This is a genomic window from Mycolicibacterium confluentis, assembly GCF_010729895.1.
Taxonomy (GTDB): domain Bacteria; phylum Actinomycetota; class Actinomycetes; order Mycobacteriales; family Mycobacteriaceae; genus Mycobacterium; species Mycobacterium confluentis.
On record NZ_AP022612.1, the window covers coordinates 1,926,644 to 1,945,418 of the forward strand.

Consider the following 18,775-nt stretch of genomic DNA (forward strand, 5'->3'; position numbering starts at 1 on the left):
TGTGTGAAGCTAGGGCCATGAACAGCATCCAGGTGGCCGACGAGACCTTCGTCGCGGCATCGCCACAGCGGGTGGGCAAGGTCATCGCCGATCCTGCGCAGTGGCGCCGCTGGTGGCCGGATCTGCAGTTGCAGGTGATCGAGGAACGCGGTGACGCCGGCATCCGCTGGACCGTGGCGGGCCCGCTGACCGGGTCGATGGAGATCTGGCTCGAACCTGTGCTCGACGGGGTGCTCCTGCACTATTTCCTTCACGCAGAACCCGCGGGCGCCTCGGCGCGCGATCTGGCCAGGCTGAACCTGCCCAAACTCGTCCATCGGCGCAGGGTGGCGGGTAAGAAGATGGCGTTCGAGATCAAGTCCAGGCTTGAAGCGGGACGACCTGTGGGAGCGGCGCCGCAGGCCGGTTGAGGGGCCGAGTCGGCGAGGGGCGGGGTACCGTTTTACCTCAAAGGCGGGGAAGTGCAGGGGACGAGGTTAGGCAGTTCACGTGGCGGACAAGACGACGCAGACCATCTACATCGACGCGGATCCCGGCACGGTGATGAACGCGATCGCCGACATCGCCACCTATCCCGAGTGGGTCAAGGAGTACAAGGAGACCGAAGTCCTCGAGGCTGACGACGAGGGGTATCCGAAGACGGCCCGCCTGGTGCTCGACGCCGCGGTGCTTCGCGACACCATGGTGCTGTCCTACGACTGGCCCGCCGACAAGAAGTCGGTCCGCTGGTCGCTGGTGTCCAGCACGCTCCTGAAAGCCCTCGACGGTGCATATCGGTTGGAACCCAAGGGTTCTGGAACGGATGTCACCTACGAACTCTCGGTGGATCTGCAGATCCCGATGATCGGACTGCTCAAACGCAAGGCCGAACGCAGGCTCACCGACACCGCCCTGAAGGACCTGAAGAAAAGAGTCGAGGGCTGAGCGAAGTCGCCGAGTCCGCAGTCGCTGGCCGCGCCCGGATCAGCCTGTTCGTCGGCAAGGGTGGGGTCGGTAAGTCGACGCTGGCCTGCGCCACCGCGGTGCGTGACGCGCGCGCCGGGGAGAGGGTGCTCGCGATCTCCACCGATCAGGCGCATTCGCTCGGCGACGTCCTCGGTGTGGCCGTGCCGCCCACAGGTGCGCGCAACCCGGTCCGGGTGTTCACCGACGATCTCGACGCAGGCGGCGGCCTGCTCGACGCGCTGGCGCTGGACACGTTGGCGCTGCTCGAGTCTCGGTGGCGTGAGATCGCCACCCCGCTGGCCGCCCAGTTCCCCGAATCGGAACTGGGTGACGTTGCACCCGAAGAGCTTTCGGCGTTGCCGGGCATCCAGGAGGTGCTCGGGCTCGCCGAGGTCGCCGAGCTGGCCGACTCCGGGCAGTGGGATCACCTCGTCGTCGACTGCGCGTCGACCGCGGATGCACTGCGCATGCTGACCCTGCCGTCGACCTTCGGGCTGTACGTCGAGCGGGCCTGGCCGCGGCACCGCAGGCTCTCCGTCGTCGGCGACGGTGGGGCCGCCGGCGCGGTCGTGTCGCTGCTGGAACGGATCAGCGCCGCCGTCGAGCGGCTGTCCTCGCTGTTGACGGACGAGTCGGCAGTCGGCGCGCATCTGGTGCTCACGCCCGAGCGCGTGGTGGCCGCCGAAGCCGCCCGCACCCTGGGGTCGTTGACGCTCATGGGCGTGCGGGTGTCCACGCTGATCGTCAATCAGGTTCTGCTGCAAGATGATTCCTACGAGTACCGCAACCTGCCCGACCACCCGGCGTTCGACTGGTATTCCGAGCGCATCGCCGAGCAGCAGGCCGTCCTCGACGAGCTGTCGACCACCATCGGTGCTTCTGCGCTGGTCCTGGCACCGCATCTGCCCGGCGAGCCCATCGGGCCGAAGGCCCTCGGTGATCTTCTCGACTCCGTGCGCCGACGCGACGGGTCCGCGCCGCCGGGACCGCTGCGTCCGGTCGTGGACCTGGAGTCGGGAACGGGACTCGGCTCGGTCTACCGCATGCGATTAGAGTTGCCTCACGTGGACTCGGGATCCCTGAGTTTGGGCCGAGTCGACGACGATCTGATCATCGGTGTGGGTGGTATGCGCCGGCGTGTGAAGCTGGCGTCGGTGCTTCGGCGTTGCATTGTGATTGGCGCTCAGCTCAAAGGAACCGAACTGACTGTGCGGTTCAGACCCAACCCGGAGGTGTGGCCTCAGTGAGCGGTGAGCACTCCGATCTCGGGCCGGAGCTGCGCCAACTGGCGCAGGCGATCCTCGACCGCATCGATCCCGCGGTGCGCAGTGCCGCGCTGCTGGCCGCGGCCCGCGCGGGCGCGGGACCGGGCCGGTGCCAGCAGGTGTGGTGCCCGGTGTGTGCGCTGGCGGCCCTGGTGACCGGCGAGGAGCATCCGCTGATCAGCGTCATCGCCGAGCACAGCGTCGGGCTGCTGGCCGTCATCCGCGCGCTCGTCGACCAGGCTGGGGACACCGCGCCGGAACCGCCCAGCCCGCCAGAACCCCCGTCCGGGTCCGGCCCGTCGCGCGGACGCTACGAACCGATCCCGGTCACGGTCGAGGAGTAGGTCCCTCGCGTTCACGCCCTGTGGTCGCATCAGGGTGCGATGGGTAGAGTTGGCGCGAAGCAGGGCCGGTGTGCGCCCGACCGGTGTGCGTCCGAAAATCAGCGGGAGGGTTCGAGTTCCATGTGGTACTGGCTGTTCAAGTACATCCTGCTGGGCCCCCTGCTCGCCCTGATCGGGCGCCCCAAAGTCGAAGGACTGGAGCACCTTCCGGCCGACGGCCCGGCGATCCTGGCGAGCAATCACCTGGCCGTGATGGACAGCTTCTATCTGCCGCTGGTCGTGCGTCGACGGATCACCTTCCTGGCCAAGCAGGAGTACTTCACGGGCACCGGCATCAAGGGTCGCGTCCTGGCATGGTTCTACACCGTCGTCGGCCAGGTTCCGATCGATCGCACCGACGCCGACTCGGCTCAAGCCGCTCTGGACACCGCGGCGCGCATCCTGGGCGAGCGCAAGCTGCTGGGCATGTACCCCGAGGGCACCCGCTCCCCGGACGGCCGGCTGTACAAGGGCAAGACCGGCTTGGCGCGCCTCGCGCTGCAGACCGGCGTCCCGGTGATTCCCGTGGCCATGATCGGCACCAATGTCGTCAACCCGCCGGGAAAGAAGGGCCTGCGGTTCGGCCAGGTGACCGTCCGGTTCGGTAAGCCGATGGACTTCAGCCGGTTCGAGGGCATGGCTGGAAATCGCTTCATCGAGCGCGCCGTGATCGACGAGGTCATCTACGAACTGATGGAGCTTTCGGGCCAGGAGTACGTCGACCTCTACGCGGCCAGCCTCAAGAACGCGGCAGGGCCTGCTCAGAATGGTCAGGCGACGGCGTCGTCGCGTCTTCCGGAGTCGGCCGCGGGCTGACCCGCGTCGTCACGGTCAGACCGACGACGAGGATGACCGCCAGCGCCCACCACACGTAGGAACCGCCCACGAGTTGGCGCCACCATGCGGCCGCGGCCTCCTGGTGTTCGGGCAGCAGGTCGATCGGCGTCCAGATCATCAGCGCGCAGCCGACGGCAGTCACCACGGCCAGCGCGGCGCTGCGGTGACGCCACGCCGCCACGGCGCACACGACGAGCGTCGGCAGCACCCACACCCAGTGGTGCGACCACGACACCGGCGAGACCACCAGCCCGAACATCGCCACACAGATCAGCGCCAGCACGGGTTCGTCGGCGACGAGCACGCGCCTGCCTGCCCACACCGTGAGCCCGAGCACCGCGAAGCACGCCAGCGTCCACAACACGAACCGGAAGTCCTCAGCCAGCCCCAGCCTGGCCAGTGCGCCCGAGATGTTCTGGTTGGTGTTCAGCGTCGCGGTGCCGATCCGGTCCGTGTTGCGCACGGTCCTGGTCCAGTACTCGATCGAGTCCTGCCAGGCCAGCACGAAACCGATCACGGTGGCACCCGCGAAGGACGCGAACGCCACAAGCACGGCCCGCACGTCGCGGCGCAGCACGAAGTACACCAGGAACACCGCCGGGGTGAGCTTGAGCGCGATCGCCAGGCCCAGCAGTAGTCCGCGCGGCCACGGCGTCCGCCGTGGCACGCAGTCCGCGATCACCAGCGTCATCAGCACGACGTTGATCTGGCCGAAGTCGAAGTTGGACCGCACCGGTTCCAGCCAGAGCGCGGCCGGCGCGACGAGCGCCATCGCCAGCACGATCACCTGCCAGCGCCGTCCCGGGTGGTCATCAACCCGCAGTCGGGTCAACACGATCGCCGTCGACACCACCAGAAGGATCAGCGTCGTCGCGGTGATCGCGACGCTGGCACCCGGCAGCGACAGCCATGCGAAGGGACTGAAGGAGATGGCCGCGAGCGGGGGATAGGTGAACGGCAGATCGATGCCGCCCACGGTGTGGAACACCGCGCCGTCGCTGTAGAGCGCGCGGTCATCCAGCCACGCCCGCCCGCCCATGCGGTAAACGTCGATGTCGATGCGGTAGGGCACGTCGCGGAACAGTCGCCACGCCGCATAGCCGAACGCTGCCAGCGCCGCGAGCGTGAACACCTGCCACGCGCCGCGTCGCCCGCGGGTGGACTGAACGCCCACACCGGGCCAGCGCCTGTTACTCATGTCTCGAACAGCCTATCGGGGGCCGACCGCCGACACGGACACCCACGCGGGGTGTGCACCGCGAACGGGGCTTCCGACGCGTAAGTTTCCGGGCGTGCCTGAGACGTTCCTGGACATCCAGTTCGCGTTCATCGCGCCCGGGCGTGAACCACTGGTCTGGTGCCTGATCTCGTTCATCATCACGTTCTTCATTACCCGGTGCATCGTGCGATATATCCGGGCGACCGCCGACAGCGACAAACCGAAGCGCTGGTGGCAGCCGAGGAATATGTCGGTCGGTGACGGCGGCGGGGGGTTTCACCTGCATCACGTCGTGATCGGCGTCGTGTTGGTGCTGGTCTCGGGCGTGACGATGGTGACGCTGGCGGTCGACGGCGGAACTCGGGAGTTCACCGCGGCCGCGGTGGTGTTCGGGATCGGCGCCGCGCTGGTGCTCGACGAGTTCGCGCTCATCCTGCACCTGCAGGACGTGTACTGGTCGGAGGACGGCCGGACCTCGGTCGATGCGGTGTTCGTGGCGATCGCGGTGGCGGGTCTGCTGGTCATGGGGTTCAACCCGCTGGCGTTCTTCGACGTCGACGTCTGGCGTGCCGACACGTCGTGGTGGGTTCGTGCGGTGGTGGTGGCCTGGGCCGTGGGCAGCCTCGCGCTCGCCGTCGTGGTGCTCTCCAAGGGCAAGGTGTGGACGGGCCTGGTCGGCATGGGTATTCCGCCGCTTCTCGTGGTGGGCGCGCTGCGCCTGTCACGTCCGCACGCGCCCTGGGCGCGGTGGCGCTACACCGACCATCCGCGCAAGATGCGGCGCGCGCTGGAGCGTGAGCGTCGACTCCGGCGGCCCGTCGTGCAGGCCAACCTGTGGCTGCAGAGCGTGATCGCCGGGATGCCGCGATTCCCCGACGACGACGCGGTCGACGCGCAGTTGGATCTCCAGATCCATGCGGCCGCGCCACCGCCGCAGGTTGTGGCTGGATAGGGTTTCACGACGTGCGGTTCTTCTACGACACCGAGTTCATCGACAACGGGCGCACCATCGAGCTGATCTCGATCGGGGTGGTGGCCGAGGACGGTCGTGAATATTACGGCGTGTCAAACGAATTCCCGGCTGAGCAGGCCGGGAAATGGGTCAAGACCAACGTGCTGCCGAAGCTGCCGCCGCCGTCGTCGCAGCTGTGGCGTTCGCGGCGCCGGATTCGGGAGGACCTCGAGGACTTCCTGGGCATCGACGGCGACGAGCCCATCGAGCTGTGGGCGTGGGTAGCGGCCTACGACCACGTCGCGCTGTGTCAGCTGTGGGGGCCGATGACCCATCTGCCGCCGCAGATTCCGCGGTTCACCCGCGAGTTGCGTCAAGTGTGGGAGGACCTCGGTTCGCCGCGGATGCCCCCGCGTCCTCATGACACGCACGACGCCCTGGTCGATGCGCGCCACAACCTGCGTCGATACCAGATCATGGCCGAACTCGAGGGTGGGTTTCAGCGCAGGTCGGGCTGGTAAGGACCGCTGTGCGGCCCGGTTACCATGGTCGGGTGAACTGGACCGTCGACGTACCCATCGACCAGTTGCCGTCGTTGCCGCCGCTGTCGGATGACCTGCGCAAACGACTGGACTCGGCGCTGGCGAAGCCCGCACTGCAGCAGCCGAGCTGGGACGCAGGCCAGGCCGCGGCCATGCGCACGGTGCTTGAGAGCGTGCCGCCGATCACGGTCCCGCGCGAGGTTCAGAAGCTGCAGGAGCAGCTGGGCGCCGTCGCCCGCGGTGAGGCCTTCCTGCTGCAGGGCGGCGACTGCGCCGAGACCTTCGCCGACAACACCGAACCCCACATCCGGGCCAACATCCGCGCGCTGCTGCAGATGGCCGTGGTGCTGACCTACGGCTCGAGCATGCCGGTGGTGAAGGTGGCCCGTATCGCGGGTCAGTACGCCAAGCCGCGATCCTCGGACACCGACGCGCTGGGGCTGAAGTCCTACCGCGGTGACATGGTCAACGGCTTCGCGCCCGACGCCGCGGTGCGCGAACACGATCCGTCGCGACTCGTGCGTGCCTACGCCAACGCCAGCGCCGCGATGAACCTGGTGCGCGCGCTCACCGCGTCGGGCCTGGCCTCGCTGAACCTGGTGCACGACTGGAACCGCGAGTTCGTCCGCACCTCGCCGGCCGGCGCGCGGTACGAGGCGCTGGCGGGGGAGATTGATCGCGCGCTGCGGTTCATGAGCGCCTGCGGCGTCAACGATCGCAACCTCGACACCGCCGAGATCTACGCGAGCCACGAGGCCCTGGTGCTCGACTACGAACGCGCCATGCTGCGCCTGGCCGACGATGCCGACGAGGGCGCGGTGGAGGGTGAGCCGGCCAAGTTGTTCGACCTGTCGGCCCACTACCTGTGGATCGGCGAGCGCACGCGGCAACTCGACGGCGCCCACATCGCCTTCGCCGAGGTCATCGCCAACCCGATCGGCGTGAAGATCGGCCCGACCACGACGCCGGAGTTGGCGCTCGAGTACGTCGAGCGACTCGACCCGCACAACGTGCCGGGCAGGCTCACGCTGATCAGCCGGATGGGCAACCACAAGGTGCGCGACGTGCTCCCGGCGATCATCGAGAAGGTGCAGACCTCGGGGCATCAGGTGATCTGGCAGTGCGATCCCATGCACGGCAACACCCATGAGGCGTCCACCGGATACAAGACTCGGCACTTCGACCGCATCGTCGACGAGGTGCAGGGCTTCTTCGAGGTGCACCGCGCCCTGGGAACCCACCCGGGCGGCATCCACGTCGAGATCACCGGGGAGAACGTCACCGAGTGCCTCGGCGGGGCCCAGGACATCTCCGACGCCGATCTGGCCGGTCGTTACGAGACGGCCTGCGACCCGCGCCTCAACACCCAGCAGAGCCTGGAGTTGGCGTTCCTGGTCGCGGAGATGCTGCGGGACTAGTTCCCCAGCAGCGTCGTCAGGTTGCTGCCCAGGGCCCACGCGCCCGCGGCGACCGACCCTGTCAGCACCAGCACGATCACCAACCAGATCGCGGTGTTGCGGCGGGCCCGTTGGCGCGCCCAGGCGAACTCATCCAGGCCGATGCCCGCGAACTGCTCGGCCGGGGCCGCGGCCAGCGGCTCATTCCAGTCGTCGGGTCCGCGGGTGAGCTCCCGAGTGGGGTTGCGCACCGGCAGGATTGGGGGATTGGCCGCCGGGCGGGGCTGTTTCGCGGTGGTTTGCGCGACCGACGCGTGCTGCGCGGAGTTGCGCGGCGATGGCACCTTGAACACCGGCAGGTGGAGGTCGGCCGCGATCGCGTCCAGGTGCGCGGCCATCGCCGCGGCGTCCGGATAGCGGTCGTCGGCCGTGCGGGCGGTCGCCCGCAGCACCAGTTCGTCGAACTCGGGTGGGACGCCCTCGATCTGGGAACTGGGCGCGGGGACGTCGTGGTCCATCCGCTGGTACGCCACGGCCAGCGCCGAGTCACCCGTGAATGGTGTTGCGCCGGTGAGTAGTTCGTAGGCCAGCACGCCGACGGAGTAGACGTCGCTGCGGGGGTCGGAGTTCCCGCTGGCGACCTGCTCGGGGGACAGGTAGGCCGCGGTGCCGAGAATCACGCTGGTTGAGGTGATTCCGGCCTCGGCCACGGCGCGGACCAGTCCGAAGTCGACGAGTTTGACGTCCCCGTCGTCAGAGATCAGCACGTTCTCGGGTTTGACGTCGCGATGCACCAGGCCAGCCTGATGGGCTGCCGCCAGTCCGCCCAGAACTGGCCGCAGCACCGCGGCGGCGGCGTGCGGTGGCATCGGTCCGCGCTCGCGCAGCAGTTCCCGAAGCGTGCCGCCCTCGACCAGTTCCATCACCAGGAACGGATGCCTGCCGTCGATGCCCTGGTCGTAGATGGCGACCAGACCGGGATCCTTGAGGCGCGCGACCGTGCGGGCCTCCCGCTGGAAGCGGGTGAGGAACTGCTGATCGCCCGCGTATCGGGGGTCCATGACCTTGCAGGCGACGGGCCGGTCCAGTCGGGTGTCCACCCCGCGGTACACGGTGGACATGCCACCTGAGGCGATCCTGGTCTCGACCAGATACCGGCCGTCCAACAGTGCGCCCTCGAGCGGGTCGTCAGAAGCGTTCGGCATCACTGGGTCATCGTAGGTGGACAGTGGAACCTGGCAGAAACCTTCTGGCGCACATGCCTACACTTGTGACCCGTGAGCACCATTCCGGCCGGCGACGACGTGCTCGACCCGGACGAACCTGTATTTGCCCTCAACCACGTCGCTGACATGCTCGGCGTCACGGTGACCAAGGTGCACCAGCAACTGCGCGACGGGCACCTGGTGGCGCTGCGTCGCAACGGCGCGGTGGTGATCCCGAAGGTGTTCTTCAGCGATTCGGGGCACGTGGTCAAGTTTCTGCCCGGTCTCCTGGCCGTGTTGCGCGACGGCGGTTACCGCGAAACCGAGATCCTGCGGTGGTTGTTCACCCCGGATCCGTCGCTGACGCTGACGTTCAACGGGTCCAAGGAGGTGCGGGAGAACGCCCGCCCTGTCGACGCCTTGCACTCCCATCAGGCGCGCGAAGTGCTGCGGCGCGCCCAAGCGCTCGCTTACTGAGCCGGCTGGGGCCTCACTGAGCCTGGTCCTGCTCGGCCCGCAGCCCCTGCCACCGGGCCAGTGAGTACCACGCGGCGACACCGCATGCCGTGGCCAGCAGCACGTGCACCCAGGAGTACATGCCGTGGGAGCCGTCGGGTTTGAAGATCACCATGATCCACGTCGAGAATCCGGCGATCGCCGCGATCCACGCCCGTGACTGCGTCAGCGCCGCCATCACCGCCAGCGGCCACGTGTAGTACCACGGCAGTGCCGCGGGCACGAACAGCACCACTACGCCCATGACCCAGGCGATCCCGGTCAGCGCTTCGCGGTCGGTGTGCCGGAATCGCCACCACAGCACCGGAAGTGACACCGCGATGATCGCGATGCCGATGATCCGGGTGACCTCGAGCACCGCGTAGAAGTTCACGTTGAAGACCAGACCGACCACGGCGTTCGACAGGTTGGCGATGGCCGTGGGCACGGTCAGCCAGTTGATGATCTTCACCGACCCGGCCAGCGCGGTCAGCCAGCCCAGACCAACGCCCGCCAGCCAGGACGTCACCGCGAACACCGCGACGAAGATTCCCACGGATCCGGCACCCGCGGCCACGAAGGCCGGAACGGGACGGCGCAGCGCGCCCGTCGGGCGTTCGCGCAGTTGCCGCATCCACACCCAGACCAGGAACGGCAGCGCCAATCCCGCGGTGGCCTTGACCGCGACGGCCCCGGCGGCCAGTGTGATGCCCGTGACCGGATGGCGGGCGAAGGTCAGTGCGATTCCGGCCATCATCAGCCCGACCATCAGCATCTCGTTGTGCACGCCGCCCATCAGATGGATGATCACCAGCGGATTGAGCACGCAGATCCACAGCGCCACCGCCGGATCGGCCTTCAGGTGCCGGGCGATGCGCGGCGTCGCCCAGATGAGCAGGGCCAGGCCGGGCAGCATGCACAGGCGCAACACCATGGTTCCGGCGATGACGTTGTCGCCGACGAGCATCGTGACGAACTTGGCGATCAGGATGAACGCTGGACCGTAGGGCGCGGTCGTGGTGGTCCAGATCGGACTCACGTTGTCCAACAGGGCATTCGGATTCTCGATCGGCCCCACCGCGTAGGGGTCCAGGCCATCGCGGAGCAGGGCGCCCTGCGCGAGATAGGAGTAGGTGTCGCGGCTGAACAGCGGCACCGACAGCAGCAGTGGCGCCAGCCAGAACCCCGTGGTGGCCACCATCGTGTAGACGGTCGTACCGCCTTCGCTGACCCGGCGTCCGAGCCACAGCCAGGCCACGAGCATGAGCGCGACGCCCGACCACAGCAGCAGCGACGACACCACCAGGCCGTGCCCGAACCGCAGCCACGACAGGTGCAGGCTCTCCAGGACGGGATCGTGCAGGCGGGTGCTGCCCGCGCCGAGGCCTCCCGCGGTGATCATCATGGCCCCGAGCAGGCCCAACAGAGCGGGCCGAGCCTCTTCTGCGGTGCTGAACTCGCGCAGTCGTGCGAATGCTGCGCTGCGGCCGTTGGGGGGCGCAGTCGGTGCGTCTGCCATGTCAGGCGGACCGGTTGGCGGCCAGTCTGGCGAGTTCGGAAAGGCCGACCTTGGCGGAGGAGTTGATCGCCGCGGCGTCGAGGGCGGTCAGCGCGCGCGCCGTGAGTTCCTCGATGCGGGTCTCGACCGCGGCCAGCGCGCCGACGGCCTCGATGATGCCGCACAGTTCGCGGACCTGGTCGTCGGACAGTTGGCTTCCGATCGACGTGCGCAGTTTCTTGGCGGCCAACGGATCGTGGGACTCCGCGCGGTCGACGGCCTCGGCCCACAGGACCGTGCGCTTGCCCGACCGCAGGTCGTCCCCGGACGGCTTGCCGGTGACGTCGGGGTCGCCGAACACGCCGAGCACGTCGTCGCGCAGTTGGAACGCGATGCCCAGATCGGTGCCGACGTCGTGGAAGACGGTTTGGATGTCGGGTCGGTCGGCGCCGGCCGCGGCACCCAACTGCAGCGGTCGGGTCACGGTGTAGCTCGCGGTCTTGTACGTGTTGACCGCCATCGCGGAGTCGATCGAGTCGGCCCCGCTGGATTCGGCGACGATGTCGAGGAACTGACCGCCGAGGACCTCGGTGCGGATGTCGGACCAGACGCGGCGCACCCGTCTGCGGGTGTGGTCGTCGACGTCCGCGGTGGCGATGATGTCGTCGGCCCACACCAGCGAGAGGTCGCCCGCCAGAATCGCCGACGAGATGCCGAACTGCTCGGGGGACCCGTGCCAGCCGCGACTGCGATGCTCGTCGGCGAAGTGCCGGTGCACGGTCGGCATGCCGCGCCGGGTGGCCGAGGCGTCGATGACGTCGTCGTGGATCAGGGCGCAGGCGTGCAGCAGTTCGAGCGCGCCGAACACCAGCAGCATGTCGTCGCTGACCTGATCCGCCTCGGGCGCCACGGCCCGCCATCCCCAATATGCGAAGGCCGGTCGCACGCGCTTTCCGCCGCGCAGCACGAAGTGCTCGAGTTCGGCGATCAGTTCGTTGTAGGCGGGCCCGATGTACTCGGCACCCTGGCGGCGCTCGCGCAGGTGAAGCCGCAGTTGCTCGGTGACGGCGTCAGCTACATCGACGGCCGACGGTGCCGCAGGTTTGACGCTCAGCGCGGGGCCCCTTTCTTGATGATCCACCCCAACTGACCAGAGTAGAGCCTACGGCCTGGTTTGCGCTTCCGACGGGTGCGGCGTGACCGCCTCGGCGGTTACTCCGAACCGACCGTGGGGGAGCGGTCCCGGGTCGACCAGGCCAGCGCTGCCACGGCCGCGGACGCCAGCAGCGCCGCGATGCCGAGCCACATGGCGCCGCCGGTGAACGAGCGGGTGCTGGGGTCGGTGTAGCGGGCCTGGGCACTCATGGTGTTGACGATGCCGGGTTTGAGCGTCCACTCGACGACATCGGTGTCGATGCGGTCGCCGTTGGTTGAGGTCACCTCGCCGGGGAACGACACGGTCAGTTCGACCTCGGACTCGGTGTCGGACAGGCTGGTCAGGTCGACGCGGCCCTCGAGGAGCACGAGGTTGCCCGCGCGGCGCAGGGCCAGGTCGACACCTGCCGCGTCGGCGTTGAGGTTCGCCAACTGGGGCAGCTCACCGAAGGTCAGGTTGGAGAACACGGCTTCGGATCCGACGTAACCGTCGGCCTCGTAGTCGGAGACGGCGACCTTCGGGGCGAACGGCAGGTCGTTGTCGAACTGCGGACCCTTGTCGTCGGAATTGCGGGGCTTGGCGGCGGCGATGATGTGGCCGGACACCGTGTCGTCGGGAGAGACGGTGATCGACGCGCGGACCCGCACACAGCCCACGGCAAGCGGGGCGACGACGAGCATCAGCACCACGAGAGCCAGCAGGCGGGTTCGGCGCCGACCGGGGCTTTTTTGGACACGCAGCACTGCGTCATCGTGCCAGACGTCCGTCCGATGTGGTTGCTGGATCAGTCAGAGCGGCAGTTGCCTGCCGAGGATCGCGAACGGTCGCGGGTCGCCGGCGAAGTGGTAGCCGCGGATCACATCGCTGAACCCGAGACGCCGGTACAGCCGCCAGGCGCGGTTGTCCTCACCGTTGATCTCCGGCGTCGACAGCAGCACGCTGCGCTCGGGCCGCCCGTGCAACAGCCTGCGGGCCAGCGCCTCGCCCAGGCCGTTGCCCTGCGCGCGGGGATGAATGTGGAGTTCGGTGAGTTCGAAGTAGTCGGAGACGAGGTGGTCGATCGCGTCTCCGGGCATGCCGGTGCGGCGCAGCCCCTGCAGCACCTGCTGCTGCCACCACTGGTCGGGCGACCCGCAGTAGCCGTAGGCCACGCCGAGCAGGGGAGCGTCTGTCAGGGCCGCGGTCGCGGGTGTGGCACCGCCTGGGACGTCGTCGAACTGCACTGCTGCCACTGCTTTCCACCCGTCGCGGCGCATGTGTTCGAGCCACATCGAAGCGCGCTGCTCCTCCGTGCCGCGCGGGTAGCGCATCGCGTCGACGTAGACGTGCAGGGCGTCGGAGAGTCGACGCTGCATATCGCTGGGCGACAGGTCGATGAGGTAGGTGGCCAAGGCCGGTCAGTCCTCCCGGAGGCGATGACGAGCGAGCAGGGAACGTGCGCGTGCGGTCTGCAGCCATTATGTCGGTGCGGGGGGTGAGCCAGTCACCGCCGTCGAGGGCATAGAATCAGGGGTGCGAACTAGGTGGTACCACGCACATACACCTCGTATCATCGAAGTTGGCAGTCCAGCACTGGACTCACACGACCCGATCGGTATTCCGATCCACACGACCGCCGCGGGCGCCGGCAAGGAGGGACTAATGCCACTCTCCGAGCATGAGCAGCGCATGCTTGACCAGATCGAGAGCGCGCTTTACGCCGAGGATCCGAAGTTTGCGTCGAGCGTGCGTGGAGGCACTCTGCGTGCCCCGTCGGCCCGCCGCCGCTTCTACGGAGCCGGGTTGTTCATCGTCGGTATCGCGTTGCTTGTCTCCGGCGTGGCCATCAAGGCCACGATGATCGGCGGCTTCCCCGTGCTGTCGGTCCTCGGATTCATCGTGATGTTCGCGGGCGTTGTGTTCGCGGTGACGGGTCCGCGCGGCATCGCCAAGGATGGGAAGGTCGGCGACGCCGGGGCGGCGCACCCGAAGAAGGCCAAGGGTTCGGGCGGATCGTTCTCCAGTCGCATGGAGGATCGCTTCCGTCGTCGCTTCGACGAGTGACAACCTGATTTCTGAGCACCGGGCCGGCCCTCACGAGGGGCCGGCCCTTTTGTTGAGTTGACGCCCCCCACAGGTGCCCACCGCGCCCATCTGCCCCCACTCGTCCCCACCCCGCGCCCCCTGGTACGCACATGCGCGTGACCAGGGATTTTTCGTGCGCACTCCGCGCTGTGAGCCCGGCCTAGATTCCCAGATGCTGCCCAAACGGGGCCGAAGTGGGGCCGACGCGACCTTCTGGGGGACAAAGTTGGAGAAAAGTGGGGGAGAGTGGGGTATGGTGGCGGAGTACGGAGCGAGGGGGTCCGGACAGGTAAGGCCCAAGGGCTGGGAGTGCGGAGGTGACGAGTGTTTCTCGGCACCTACACGCCCAAGCTCGACGACAAGGGGCGGCTCACGTTGCCCGCAAAGTTCCGCGACGCGCTGGCAGGAGGGTTGATGGTCACCAAAGGCCAAGATCACAGCCTCGCCGTGTATCCGCGGGCGGAGTTCGAGGAGCGTGCGCGCAAGGCTGTCGCCGACGCCAAGGCCAACCCGGACAAGCGGGCTGACCTTCGAGTGTTCGCGGCGGCCGCCGACGAGCAGCACCCCGACAGTCAGGGCCGGATCACCCTGTCCGGCGACCACCGGCGTTATGCGGGGCTGTCCAAGGAGTGCGTGGTCATCGGTTCGGTCGATTACCTCGAGATCTGGGACGCCCAAGCCTGGCAGACCTACCAGCAGACCCACGAAGAGAATTTCTCCGCAGCCGGCGATGAAGCACTTCCCGACAGCTTGTGAACCGGCAAGTGAACCGGCCCGTGCATCGTGGCCTCTGTCCGAATCGGCCCTGGCGTACTTCCCCAACGCCAGGTCCGCATCGGACAGGGACCTCGATGTGCGGGCGGCAAACCACCTGAGGGGCGGTGTCGCGGTGGCAGAAGATCAAGGCCCATATGGTCACCTGCCGGTCCTGCTGGAACGCTGCGTCAATCTGCTTGCGCCCGCGTTGACCAAGAATGGCCCGGACGGCGCGCAGGCCGTGCTCGTCGATGCGACGCTCGGCGCCGGCGGGCACTCGGAACAATTCCTCGAGCAGTTCCCAGCCCTGCGCGTGATCGGTCTCGACCGCGACCCGAGCGCGCTGCAGATCGCCGGCGACCGCCTGGCCCGATTCGGTGATCGTTTCACCGCGGTGCGCACGCGGTACGACGGCATCCCCGACGCGCTGGCCGAATGCGGTTTGAGCGCAACCCGATCCATCGACGGCGTGCTGTTCGACCTCGGGGTGTCCTCGATGCAGCTCGACCGCACCGAGCGCGGGTTCTCCTACTCGGCGGACGCGCCCCTGGACATGCGGATGGATCCGGACCTGCCGTTGAGCGCGGCCGACATCCTCAACACCTACGACAAGCGTGAACTCACGGCGATCCTGCGCGAGTACGGCGAAGAGCGCTTCGCCTCCCGGATCGCCGCCCAGGTGGTCCGGCGCAGGCAGGTCAAGCCGTTCAGCACGACGGCGGAACTGGTTGAACTGCTCTACGAGGCCATTCCGGCGCCCGCGCGGCGCACCGGTGGACATCCGGCCAAGCGCACCTTCCAGGCCCTGCGGGTCGCGGTCAACGCCGAACTGGACTCGCTGCGGGCCGCGCTGCCCGCGGCCCTCGACGCGGTGTCGGTGGGTGGGCGAGTGGTCGTCATGGCCTACCAGTCGCTGGAGGACCGCATCGTCAAGTCGGAGTTCGCCGAGGCCACCGCGAGCCGGACGCCGCCGGGCCTGCCCATCGAACTGCCGGGCCATGAACCGGAATTCGTGTCGGTGACCCGGGGCGCCGAACGGGCCGACGCCGACGAGATCGAACAGAACCCGCGCGCAGCGGCAGTGCGACTGCGGGCAGTGCAACGAGCGACAGAACGGGGTGGACTGTGAGAGGCAAGCGTGTCGCGACGCCGAAGGCGCCAAACGTGAAGGCCGCCGACTCGGCTCGGCGCCGCCCCGCCCCGACGGCCGTCAAGGGCGCCCGCCGGGAGGAGTCGCGCGAACGTCGTCGTCGCCCGGACACCGAAGCACGCAGGACCGCGCGTCGTCCCGTTGAACCGCCGCGGGACGGCCGGGGCCGGGGTCGCGACGCCCGCGCGCCCCAGCATGGCCCGGCCACCGCGCCGTCACGCCGCCCGGTTCGACCGAAGAGTGCGACGCAGGCGAAGGCCCGGGCCAAGGCCCGTAAGGCCAAGGCGCCCAAGGCTGTCCGCATACCGCTGCGGGAGCGGATGCTCACTCGCATTGCCAGCATCGACCTGAATCCCCGCACCCTGGCTGCACGGGTGCCCTTCGTGGTGCTCGTGATCGGTGCCCTCGGGGTGGGACTCGGTGTCACGCTGTGGCTTTCGACCGACGCCGCCGAGCGGTCTTATGAGTTGGGCAGTGCCCGCCAGGCCAATCGCGTACTCCTGCAGCAGAAGGAGGCGCTCGAGCGCGATGTGCTCGAGGCCCAGGCCGCCCCCGCGCTCGCCGAGGCGGCCCGCAACCTCGGGATGATCCCGTCCCGCGACACCGCGCATCTGGTGAAGGACCCGGCGGGCAACTGGATTGTGGTGGGCAACCCCAAGCCCGCCGAGGGCGTGCCGCCGCCACCGCTGAACACCCGGCTTCCCGACGAGCGCTCCGCGCCGCCGCCACCGCCGGCCAACCCCGAGCGTGCCGTGCGCCTTCCGGCGCCGCCCGTCGCTGAATCGGTCGTTCCGCCTGTGCAACCCCTGGTCGCCGCACCCGTCCCCGCAGGCCCCGAGGTGCTGGTCCGCCCGTCGGCGCCCGTGGCGCCGCTCGACCACGCACCGGCGGCGTCGCCGGCGGCACCGCTGCCGGGTCCGGCACCGGGCCCGCTTGAGGGACCCCCGCCCGTCGCCGTCGTGCCCGCACCCGTCGCCGTCGTGCCCGCACCCGGGGCGCCGGCATGAGTCGCAAGCCCGACGCGAGCGCACCAGGGCACTCGGCGCGCTCGCGGCGTACCCGTGAGATCGCTGAAACCGATTCCGGCACCGCGTCCTTCGCGTTCCGTCACCGGGTCGGAACGACGGCGATCTTCCTGGTGCTGATCGTCGTGTCGGCACAGCTGTTCAGCCTGCAGGTTCCGCGTGCGCCGGAACTGCGTGCGCAGGCGGCGGGCCAGCTGAAGGTCACCGACATCGAACAGGCCGTACGCGGAAGCATCGTCGACCGCAACTTCGACAAGCTCGCGTTCACGATCGAGGCCCGCGCGCTGACGTTCCAGCCGGTGCGGATCCGCGAGCAGCTGGCCGAGGCTCGGGAGAAGTCGGAGAAGGCGCCCGAACCCAAGCAGCGCCTGCGCGACATCGCGCGCGGGGTCGCCGAGAAACTCGACAACCGTCCCGACATGGCCACTCTGCTGCGCAAGCTCAACAGCAACGACACGTTCGTCTACCTGGCGCGCGCGGTGGATCCCGCCGTCGCCAGCGCCATCTCCGAGGACTTCCCCGAGGTCGGTTCCGAGCGCCAGGACCTGCGGCAGTACCCCGGAGGTGCACTGGCCGCCAACATCGTCGGTGGCATCGACTGGGACGGTCACGGCCTACTGGGCCTTGAGGATTCGCTGGATGCGGTGCTGGCGGGCACGGACGGTTCGATCACCTACGATCGCGGTTCCGACGGCGTCGTCATCCCGGGCAGCTACCGCAACCGGCACAGCGCGGTCGACGGTTCGACGGTGCAGTTGACCATCGACGACGACATCCAGTTCCATGTGCAGCAGCAGGTGCAGATGGCCAAGGACGCCTCGGGTGCGGCCAACGTCTCGGCCGTCGTCCTCGACGCCAAGACCGGTGAAGTGCTGGCGATGTCGAATGACAACACCTTCGACCCCTCGCAGGACATCGGCAGGCAGAGCGACCGACAGATGGGCAACCTGGCGGTGTCGTCGCCGTTCGAGCCCGGGTCGGTCAACAAGATCGTCACCGCGGCCGCCGCGATCGAGTACGGCCTGACCAATCCCGATGAGGTGCTGCAGGTTCCGGGCTCGATCGACATGGGTGGCGTCACGGTCGGTGACGCGTGGAAGCACGGCGTCATGCCGTACACCACCACCGGCGTGTTCGGGAAGTCCTCCAACGTCGGGACGCTGATGCTGGCGCAGCGCATCGGCGAGGAGCGTTGGTTCGAGATGCTGCGCAAGTTCGGCCTCGGGCAGCGCGCGAACGTCGGCCTGCCGGGCGAGAGCGCGGGCCTGGTGCCGCCCATGGCCCAGTGGTCGGGCAGCACCTTCGCCAACCTGCCCATCGGACAGGGTCTTTCGATGACCCTGCTGCAGATGGCCGGCATGTACCAGGCGATCGCCAACGACGGGATCCGGATTCCGCCGCGCATCATCAAGGCGACGATCGCGGCCGACGGCACCCGCACCGAGGAACCGCGCCCCGAAGGTGTCCGGGTGGTCTCGGCGCAGACCGCGCAGACCGTGCGCAACATGTTCCGCGCGGTCGTGCAGCGCGACCCGATGGGCTACCAGCAGGGCACCGGCCCGCAGGCCGCTGTCGAGGGCTACCAGGTCGCGGGCAAGACCGGCACCGCGCAGCAGATCAACCCGGCCTGCGGGTGCTACTACAGCGATGTCTACTGGATCACCTTCGCCGGCATGGCGACCGTGGACGACCCGCGGTACGTCATCGGCGTGATGATGGACGCACCGCACCGGGCCGCCGACGGCAGCCCCGGTTCGTCTGCCGCACCGCTGTTCCACAGCATCGCCGCGTGGCTCATGCAGCGGGAGAATGTGCCGCTCTCGCCCGATCCCGGCCCGCCGCTGACGCTTCAGGCCACCTGACGCGCAGGATCGTCGCCGCGCGCT

The 18,775-nt window shown here is 68.6% G+C and carries 20 protein-coding genes; 14 read left to right on the top strand and 6 right to left on the bottom strand.

Going from position 1 to position 18,775, the window contains the following annotated elements; genetic code table 11:
- Window positions 1–17 precede the first annotated feature (17 nt).
- The 5 genes from G6N34_RS08875 to G6N34_RS08895 all read left to right on the top strand — a co-directional run bounded on the left by G6N34_RS08875 (window position 18) and on the right by G6N34_RS08895 (window position 3,409).
- Window positions 18–410, top strand: a complete 393-nt coding sequence (locus G6N34_RS08875) for an SRPBCC family protein (protein WP_085154897.1) — start codon at window positions 18–20, stop codon at window positions 408–410.
- A gap of 79 nt (window positions 411–489) precedes the next feature.
- Complete coding sequence (locus tag G6N34_RS08880) at window positions 490–924, top strand: SRPBCC family protein (protein ID WP_085154899.1); 435 nt, start codon at window positions 490–492, stop codon at window positions 922–924.
- Window positions 921–2,192: an ArsA family ATPase gene (locus G6N34_RS08885; RefSeq protein WP_085154901.1), complete on the top strand. Its 1,272-nt coding sequence runs from the start codon at window positions 921–923 to the stop codon at window positions 2,190–2,192. The genes G6N34_RS08880 and G6N34_RS08885 overlap by 4 nt, the downstream gene beginning before the upstream one ends.
- The gene (locus G6N34_RS08890) at window positions 2,189–2,554 is read left to right on the top strand and encodes a hypothetical protein (RefSeq protein ID WP_085154922.1); all 366 of its coding nucleotides are present in this window, start codon (window positions 2,189–2,191) and stop codon (window positions 2,552–2,554) included. The genes G6N34_RS08885 and G6N34_RS08890 overlap by 4 nt, the downstream gene beginning before the upstream one ends.
- 120 nt (window positions 2,555–2,674) lie before the next feature.
- Window positions 2,675–3,409: a lysophospholipid acyltransferase family protein gene (locus tag G6N34_RS08895; RefSeq protein ID WP_085154903.1), complete on the top strand. Its 735-nt coding sequence runs from the start codon at window positions 2,675–2,677 to the stop codon at window positions 3,407–3,409.
- Here G6N34_RS08895 and G6N34_RS08900 read toward each other — a convergent pair.
- Complete coding sequence (locus G6N34_RS08900; protein WP_085154905.1) at window positions 3,333–4,628, bottom strand: glycosyltransferase 87 family protein; 1,296 nt, start codon at window positions 4,626–4,628, stop codon at window positions 3,333–3,335. The two genes, G6N34_RS08895 and G6N34_RS08900, sit on opposite strands and share 77 nt — an antisense overlap.
- A 94-nt stretch (window positions 4,629–4,722) precedes the next feature.
- On the opposite strand from G6N34_RS08900, the gene G6N34_RS08905 reads away from it, so the two are divergent.
- Genes G6N34_RS08905 through G6N34_RS08915 form a run of 3 tightly spaced genes read left to right on the top strand, consistent with a single transcriptional unit; the run spans window position 4,723 to window position 7,561 of the window.
- On the top strand, window positions 4,723–5,601 hold the full coding sequence (locus tag G6N34_RS08905; protein WP_234813049.1) for a hypothetical protein: 879 nt from the start codon (window positions 4,723–4,725) through the stop codon (window positions 5,599–5,601).
- Window positions 5,602–5,612: 11 nt separating this feature from the next.
- Window positions 5,613–6,122 carry a polyadenylate-specific 3'-exoribonuclease AS gene (locus G6N34_RS08910; RefSeq protein WP_085154908.1) on the top strand — a complete coding sequence of 170 codons (510 nt, stop codon included), beginning with the start codon at window positions 5,613–5,615 and terminating at the stop codon, window positions 6,120–6,122.
- Between the two features lie 32 nt (window positions 6,123–6,154).
- Window positions 6,155–7,561 carry a class II 3-deoxy-7-phosphoheptulonate synthase gene (locus G6N34_RS08915; RefSeq protein ID WP_085154910.1) on the top strand — a complete coding sequence of 469 codons (1,407 nt, stop codon included), beginning with the start codon at window positions 6,155–6,157 and terminating at the stop codon, window positions 7,559–7,561.
- On the opposite strand, the gene G6N34_RS08920 is transcribed toward G6N34_RS08915, so the two are convergent.
- On the bottom strand, window positions 7,558–8,745 hold the full coding sequence (locus tag G6N34_RS08920; protein ID WP_085154926.1) for a protein kinase domain-containing protein: 1,188 nt from the start codon (window positions 8,743–8,745) through the stop codon (window positions 7,558–7,560). The genes G6N34_RS08915 and G6N34_RS08920 overlap by 4 nt on opposite strands.
- A gap of 72 nt (window positions 8,746–8,817) precedes the next feature.
- On the opposite strand from G6N34_RS08920, the gene G6N34_RS08925 reads away from it, so the two are divergent.
- Complete coding sequence (locus G6N34_RS08925) at window positions 8,818–9,222, top strand: Rv2175c family DNA-binding protein (protein ID WP_085154912.1); 405 nt, start codon at window positions 8,818–8,820, stop codon at window positions 9,220–9,222.
- A gap of 13 nt (window positions 9,223–9,235) precedes the next feature.
- On the opposite strand, the gene G6N34_RS08930 is transcribed toward G6N34_RS08925, so the two are convergent.
- The 4 genes from G6N34_RS08930 to G6N34_RS08945 all read right to left on the bottom strand — a co-directional run bounded on the left by G6N34_RS08930 (window position 9,236) and on the right by G6N34_RS08945 (window position 13,285).
- Window positions 9,236–10,759, bottom strand: a complete 1,524-nt coding sequence (locus G6N34_RS08930; RefSeq protein ID WP_085154914.1) for an alpha-(1->6)-mannopyranosyltransferase A — start codon at window positions 10,757–10,759, stop codon at window positions 9,236–9,238.
- 1 nt (window position 10,760) lies between these two features.
- Window positions 10,761–11,879 (bottom strand): bifunctional (2E,6E)-farnesyl/geranyl diphosphate synthase, encoded by a 1,119-nt coding sequence (idsA2, locus tag G6N34_RS08935; protein WP_234813050.1) that lies wholly within the window; start codon window positions 11,877–11,879, stop codon window positions 10,761–10,763.
- A gap of 71 nt (window positions 11,880–11,950) precedes the next feature.
- Window positions 11,951–12,574: a DUF3153 domain-containing protein gene (locus G6N34_RS08940; RefSeq protein WP_085154930.1), complete on the bottom strand. Its 624-nt coding sequence runs from the start codon at window positions 12,572–12,574 to the stop codon at window positions 11,951–11,953.
- A gap of 108 nt (window positions 12,575–12,682) precedes the next feature.
- Window positions 12,683–13,285 (bottom strand): GNAT family N-acetyltransferase, encoded by a 603-nt coding sequence (locus G6N34_RS08945; RefSeq protein ID WP_085154916.1) that lies wholly within the window; start codon window positions 13,283–13,285, stop codon window positions 12,683–12,685.
- A 250-nt stretch (window positions 13,286–13,535) separates the two neighbouring features.
- Between G6N34_RS08945 and G6N34_RS08950 the strand changes: the two genes are divergently transcribed.
- From G6N34_RS08950 to G6N34_RS08970, 5 genes are all read left to right on the top strand, one after another.
- Window positions 13,536–13,937: an SCO2097 family morphological protein gene (locus G6N34_RS08950; RefSeq protein WP_085154918.1), complete on the top strand. Its 402-nt coding sequence runs from the start codon at window positions 13,536–13,538 to the stop codon at window positions 13,935–13,937.
- Between the two features lie 345 nt (window positions 13,938–14,282).
- Window positions 14,283–14,714 carry a division/cell wall cluster transcriptional repressor MraZ gene (gene mraZ / locus G6N34_RS08955; protein ID WP_085155623.1) on the top strand — a complete coding sequence of 144 codons (432 nt, stop codon included), beginning with the start codon at window positions 14,283–14,285 and terminating at the stop codon, window positions 14,712–14,714.
- Window positions 14,689–15,843, top strand: a complete 1,155-nt coding sequence (gene rsmH, locus G6N34_RS08960; RefSeq protein WP_085155621.1) for a 16S rRNA (cytosine(1402)-N(4))-methyltransferase RsmH — start codon at window positions 14,689–14,691, stop codon at window positions 15,841–15,843. The genes mraZ and rsmH overlap by 26 nt, the downstream gene beginning before the upstream one ends.
- Before the next feature lie 35 nt (window positions 15,844–15,878).
- Complete coding sequence (locus G6N34_RS27960) at window positions 15,879–16,871, top strand: cell division protein FtsL (RefSeq protein ID WP_085155619.1); 993 nt, start codon at window positions 15,879–15,881, stop codon at window positions 16,869–16,871.
- The gene (locus G6N34_RS08970) at window positions 16,868–18,751 is read left to right on the top strand and encodes a peptidoglycan D,D-transpeptidase FtsI family protein (protein ID WP_085155617.1); all 1,884 of its coding nucleotides are present in this window, start codon (window positions 16,868–16,870) and stop codon (window positions 18,749–18,751) included. The genes G6N34_RS27960 and G6N34_RS08970 overlap by 4 nt, the downstream gene beginning before the upstream one ends.
- Window positions 18,752–18,775 lie beyond the last annotated feature (24 nt).